Below are 5525 nucleotides of genomic sequence, written 5' to 3'. Positions count from 1 at the left end.
CTGGCCCCCGTCGTCGACGCCAGCACCGTCGTGCACGACGCGTCGGACATCCCGAGCTCCGTGATGTTCCTGCAGCTGGTGGACCCCGCGATCGCGGAGGATCCGCACGTCGTGATCGAGCGCTGGCGGCAGAACAACACGATCACCGACAGATCGCCGGCGCCGCGACCGCGGCTGAAGAAGGCCGGCACGCTGCGTGCGATCATCGGCCAGGGGCCGAGCGACGCCATGGCGCTGGACCTGCGCACGCAGGGACCGCACGCGCTCGTCGGCGGCACGACCGGCGCCGGAAAGTCCGAGTTCCTGCAGGCGTGGGTGCTCGGCATGGCCGCCGCCCACAGCCCCGACCGGGTGACCTTCCTGTTCGTCGACTACAAGGGCGGATCCGCGTTCGCCGACTGCGTCGAGCTGCCGCACTCCGTCGGCCTCGTCACCGACCTGAGCCCGCACCTCGTGCGCCGTGCGCTCACGAGCCTCCGCGCCGAGCTGCAGCACCGCGAGCATCTGCTCAACCGGAAGAAGGCGAAGGACCTGCTGGAGCTCGAGAAGCGCCAGGACCCCGAGTGCCCTCCGGCGCTGGTCCTGGTGATCGACGAGTTCGCGGCGCTCGCATCGGAGATGCCGGAGTTCGTCGACGGCGTCGTGGACATCGCGCAGCGCGGACGCTCGCTCGGCATCCACCTGATCATGGCGACGCAGCGCCCGGCCGGCGTGATCAAGGACAACCTGCGCGCCAACACCAACCTGCGCATCGCGCTGCGCATGGCGGACGAGTCCGACTCGCGCGACGTGGTCGACGACGAGATCGCGGCATCGTTCCCGGCATCGCTGCCCGGCCGCGCGATCGCCAAGACGGGTCCGGGCCGTCTCGTGCCCTTCCAGTCGGCGTACGCCGGCGGCTGGACGGCGACGGACGAGACCCCCGTGGCCGAGGTGCGCGTCGCCGAGCTGCGCTTCGGAGCGCGCAGCGACTGGGAGCCGGACCGGCCGGCCGAGTCGGACGCGCACGAGGAGGACCTGGGGCCGAACGACCAGAAGCGCATCGTGTCGACGCTGATCCGGGCAAGCGACGTCGCCGGGCTGCCGCGCCCGCGCCGGCCGTGGCTCGACGACCTCGCGCCGCTCGTGGATCTGCGCGACCTGGCGAGCGAGGGCGACACGCGCATCCCGTTCGCACTCCTCGACGTGCCCGAGAAGCAGCTGCAGGAGCCTGCGGCGTTCGTTCCCGATCGCGACGGCTCGATGGTGGTCTACGGCACATCCGGCTCGGGCAAGTCCACGCTGCTGAAGACCCTCGGCACGGCGGCCGGCATGCGCCCCGACCTCGGTCGCGTGCAGGTGTACTGTCTCGACTTCGCGTCGGGCGCGCTGGGCGCGCTCGCGTCCCTGCCGCACGTCGGCTCGGTCGTCGACGGTGCGGACGTCGAGCGCATCCAGCGACTGTTCCGCACGCTCGACGGCGAGCTCGATCGCCGTTCCGCCGCGTTCTCGGCCGCCAGCGCCGCGACCGTGCAGGAGTACCGCGAGCTCGTGGACCCCACGATGCCGCGCATCGTGCTGCTGATCGACAACTACCCCGAGTTCAAGAAGGACTGGGAGGTGGCGCCCGGCCGCGGTCCGTTCTACCGGACGTTCATGCGCATCCTGGGCGAGGGACGTCCCCTGGGCGTCCACACCGTGATCACGGCCGACCGCGGCAACGCGGTGCCGAGCGCCGTCGCCGCGAACATCTCGCGCCGCGTCGTGCTGCGCATGGGCGAGCCCAGCCAGTACATGCTGCTGAGCGTCCCGCGCGACATCCTGGACGAGCAGTCGGCCCCGGGCCGCGCGGTCGTCGACGGGCACGAGGCGCAGATCGCCGTGCTGGGCGGCACCGCGAACGTCGTGGAGCAGACCAAGCTGCTGACCGAGCTCGGAAACCGGCTGCGCGCGCAGGGCGTGCGCGATCTGCCCGAGATCGGCGCCCTGCCGACCATGGTGCCGGCGGACGAGATGCCGGCTCAGGTCGAGGGGATGCCGGTGTTCGGCGTCGCGGACGACACCCTCGCGCCGCGCGGATTCGAGCCGCTCGGATCGTTCGTCGTGACGGGCCCGCCGGCATCCGGAAAGACCAACGCCCTGAAGGCGCTGGTGGCGGCCGTGGAGCGCTTCGACCCGGATGTGCGGCTCTACCACTTCGGCAGCCGCCGCGCGGAGCTCAAGGAGTTCCGCCCGTGGGTCGCGAGCGCGACCCGTCCCGAGGACGAGAAGGAGCTCGCGACCGAGCTGGCGGAGCTGGTCGCCGAGGAGTCGCCCGAGAGCCGGATCATGATCGTCATCGAGGACATGCCGCACCTCGCCGACGGCCCGGCGGACCGGCCGATGCGCGCGCTGCTGCAGGCGATGAACAACAGCGACCACCTGCTCGTCGGCGAGGCCGAGATCAGCCGCGCGTCGGGCAGCATCGGGGTGCTCGGCGAGTGGAAGATGGGCCGCCAGGGGATCGTGCTCAAGCCCGACACGTACGACGGCGACGCGATCTTCAAGACGCCGTTCGGCCGCGTGAAGCGCTCGGACTTCCCTGTGGGCCGTGGCATCTTCGTGCAGGCCGGCCAGAGCGTGACGATGCAGATCCCGTTCGTGCCGGACGCGCCCGCGGCAGAACCCGCCGCCGCGGCGGCGACCGCGGGCGAAGCCGCGCCCGCTGCCGGTCCCGCGTCCACGGGCGAAGCGGCGCCGGCGGGCGATTCGCGGCGTGCGCGGCGGGTGGCCGACCCCGTATCGGCCGACACCGTGGTGAGCCCCGTCACGACATCCACGCACGGGGAGTGATACCCGGGGTACCCCTCCCCGTGTGCGAGACGGCAAACGTTCGTTAGCCTCGTCGCAGAGGCCATGGGGGCCTGGAGTACGAAGAACGCTGGGAGGCGATTTTCATGGCCGGACACGATTTCGGTGCAACATACAGCGAGATGGAAGGCGCGGCCGCGAAGCTGCGCGACGGTCGCAGCACGATCGGCGACACGCTGAAGGAGCTGCAGGGCATCATCGACGAGCTCGTCGAGGACGGGTTCAAGACCGAGAACGCCTCGGGCGCGTACCAGACCGCCTACCAGGAGCTCACGAGCAGCCTGGACGACGCATCGGAGGCCGTGAACGACATGGCCGAGGCGCTCGACAAGATGGCGGACCAGATCCGCGACACGGACGCCAGCATGGCGGGCGGCGCCTGAGCCCAGCCTTCGCCAGGGGCCGTGGTGCCCGGTCAGGAGACCGGCACCACGGCCCCTGGCCTTTCCGTCGGGCGGCCAGCGGCGCTGAATAGGATCGGGGACATGAGCGGGTCACAGAGCTACTGGTACAACTTGCGCACCCAGTCGGTGGAGACGGCGGACGAGCGCCCGTCGGACGAGGTGATCGGGCCGTTCGCGACGGCGCAGGAGGCGGAGGATTCCCCGGCCGTGCTGATCGAGCACGCCCGCGCCTGGCTCGAGAGCGACGAGAGCGAGCCGTATCGCGCGATGGCCGATAACGACGACAGCTCCGGCCTCGCGTAGCGGCGGCCCCATGAGAGCACATCGCGCGCTCGCCGCGCCCCTCGCTCTCGTGCTCGCGGCGGCTCTTGCGGGCTGCGCGCCCACGCTGCCGGACTCGGTCGTGCCGGGCACCGAGGTGACCGTGGGCTGGGATGGGCGGTTCACGGCGGCGAACGCCGCCTCGGTCACCACGGCGACCCCGGGCAACATCGACATCGCGGAGATGACCCGCGCCGGCTTCGGCGACAGCGTCGACGGCGAGATCGAGCCGGACCCGAGCTTCGGATCCGTCACGATCACGAGCGAGGAGCCGTTCACGGTGCGGTACGACCTCGCCGAGCCCGCCTGGTCCGACGGCATCCCGCTCGACGCCGCCGACCTGCTGCTCGGCTGGGCCGCGGCGTCCGGCTACTTCTCTCCCGACGGCTTCGACCCCGACGCGCACCGCGACGGGAACGGGGTCTTCCAGCCCGTCGAGGACGTGCCGTGGTTCGATGCGGTGCCGAGCGACCTGCGCAGGTCCGACGAGGTGCCGGAGATCGATGAGTTCGCCCGCGCGATCGACGTGACGTTCAGCGAGCCGGTGCGCGACTGGCAGGGGGCGCTGACCGTGCCCGTTCCGGCCCACGTCGCCGGAGACCTGGCGTTCGGGATCGACGACGACATGGAAGCGAAGCAGGCCGTCATCCGGGCGATCCTCGACGAGGATCTCGGCGCTCTGGAGGAGCTCGCGGCGGTCTGGAACGAGGGCTTCTCGATCGACCCCTCGGGCGATGTCGCGGGCGACCTGCTGATCTCCAGCGGCCCGTTCCGCGTCGAGAGCGTCCGCACCGCGGACGGGGCCCAGACCGTGAGGCTGGTGCCCAACGCGGCCTTCCGCGGCGCGGCCACGCCGCAGGTCGCCCGGGTCGACCTCGTGCCGCCCGGCGACGATCCGGTCGCCGCGATCGGCGATCAGCTCGACGTGGCGCAGATCGAGCCGGACAGCGCGAACCGGGCGGCGGTCCGCGAGCTCGAGCGCACCGACCACGTGGTCGAGACCCAGCACGACGGCACGCTGTGGGCGATGCTGCTGAACCCGTCGGGGATCTTCGCGCAGCACCGCTCGCGCACCGCGTTCATCCATGCGGTCTCCGCGAATGCGTTGATCGAGGGCGGGGCGGGCGAATGGGCTCAGGCGTACACGGCATCCACGTCGATGCTCTCAGCACCCGGATCTGCCGCGTACGACATCGCGAACGAGGACGCAGGTTTCGCGGAGGCGCTCGCCTCGCCGGACGGACGGCCCGAGGAGGAGCGGCAGGCGGCGGGCGTCGCGGCGGGATCCCGGGTCTGCGTGCTGTACGACCGCGCCAGCGAGTTCGCGGCGGGCGCGTTCGCCGCCCTCAGCGCCGCCGCGCGCGAGGGCGGCTGGGGAGTGACCGACTGCGGCAGCGAGGACTTCGACGAGGCGGTGGCGAAGCGCACATGGGATGCCGTGATCGCGCGCGTGCCGATCCCGGTCACGCCCGCACAGATCGCTGCGCAGTGGGGCACCGAGGGCGCCGAGGCCATCACCCGGCAGGCGGACCCGGAGCGGGACGAGCTCATCGACACGCTGTCGCGCACGTCCGACGTGTACGAGGCGCGCGCGGTGCGCGCGCAGATCGAGGCGACGATCGTCCGCGCCGCCGTCGCACTGCCGATCGCGGCGAACCCGCGCGTCACGATCCTGGATCGCGACGTCGCCGGCGTCACCCCCCGACCCGGCGCGCCGGGCTCGCTCACGTCCGGCGCCGCGCAGTGGTCGGTGGTCCCGTGACGGGGCGCGCTGCCCGGGGTCAGGTCCCCATCGCGAGCCGCCGCGGTCAGCGCCTAATGTCTCGAGGGGAGGTGTTCCGCCATGGGGATGATGTTGCCGAATGAGCTTGTCTGGGTGATGGAGAAGCTTGGTTTCGAGTGGCCGGATATCGATGAGGACGAGGTGCGTAAGGGTGCGGTTCTGCTGCGCAATTACGGGTCGGATCTCGA

4 protein-coding genes are annotated in these 5525 nt (G+C 71.7%); all 4 read left to right on the top strand.

Annotation, left to right across the window (positions count from 1 at the left end; all coding sequences use genetic code 11):
* Positions 1 to 2811: FtsK/SpoIIIE domain-containing protein (locus RIF89_RS10410; RefSeq protein WP_309069042.1), on the top strand; the 2811-nt coding region annotated here is incomplete at its 5' end.
* Positions 2812 to 2915: 104 nt separating this feature from the next.
* Positions 2916 to 3212 (top strand): WXG100 family type VII secretion target, encoded by a 297-nt coding sequence (locus tag RIF89_RS10405; RefSeq protein ID WP_238439491.1) that lies wholly within the window; start codon positions 2916 to 2918, stop codon positions 3210 to 3212.
* A gap of 102 nt (positions 3213 to 3314) precedes the next feature.
* Entirely contained in the window at positions 3315 to 3536 is a 222-nt protein-coding gene (locus RIF89_RS10400) for a hypothetical protein (RefSeq protein ID WP_309069041.1), read from the top strand.
* Positions 3537 to 3546: 10 nt separating this feature from the next.
* The gene (locus tag RIF89_RS10395) at positions 3547 to 5316 is read left to right on the top strand and encodes a hypothetical protein (protein ID WP_309069040.1); all 1770 of its coding nucleotides are present in this window, start codon (positions 3547 to 3549) and stop codon (positions 5314 to 5316) included.
* Positions 5317 to 5525 lie beyond the last annotated feature (209 nt).

It is taken from the genome of Microbacterium sp., assembly GCF_031178525.1.
Classification (GTDB): Bacteria; Actinomycetota; Actinomycetes; order Actinomycetales; family Microbacteriaceae; genus Microbacterium.
Note: the sequence above shows the minus strand (reverse complement) of the source record. Positions and strands in the feature narration are given on the sequence as shown.

Bases quoted from the DNA above. Each gene is read 5' to 3' on its own strand.
- RIF89_RS10395 (WP_309069040.1), top strand. From the start codon at position 3,547: ATGAGAGCACATCGCGCGCTCGCCGCGCCCCTCGCTCTCGTGCTCGCG.
- RIF89_RS10405 (WP_238439491.1), top strand. From the start codon at position 2,916: ATGGCCGGACACGATTTCGGTGCAACATACAGCGAGATGGAAGGCGCG.
- RIF89_RS10400 (WP_309069041.1), top strand. From the start codon at position 3,315: ATGAGCGGGTCACAGAGCTACTGGTACAACTTGCGCACCCAGTCGGTG.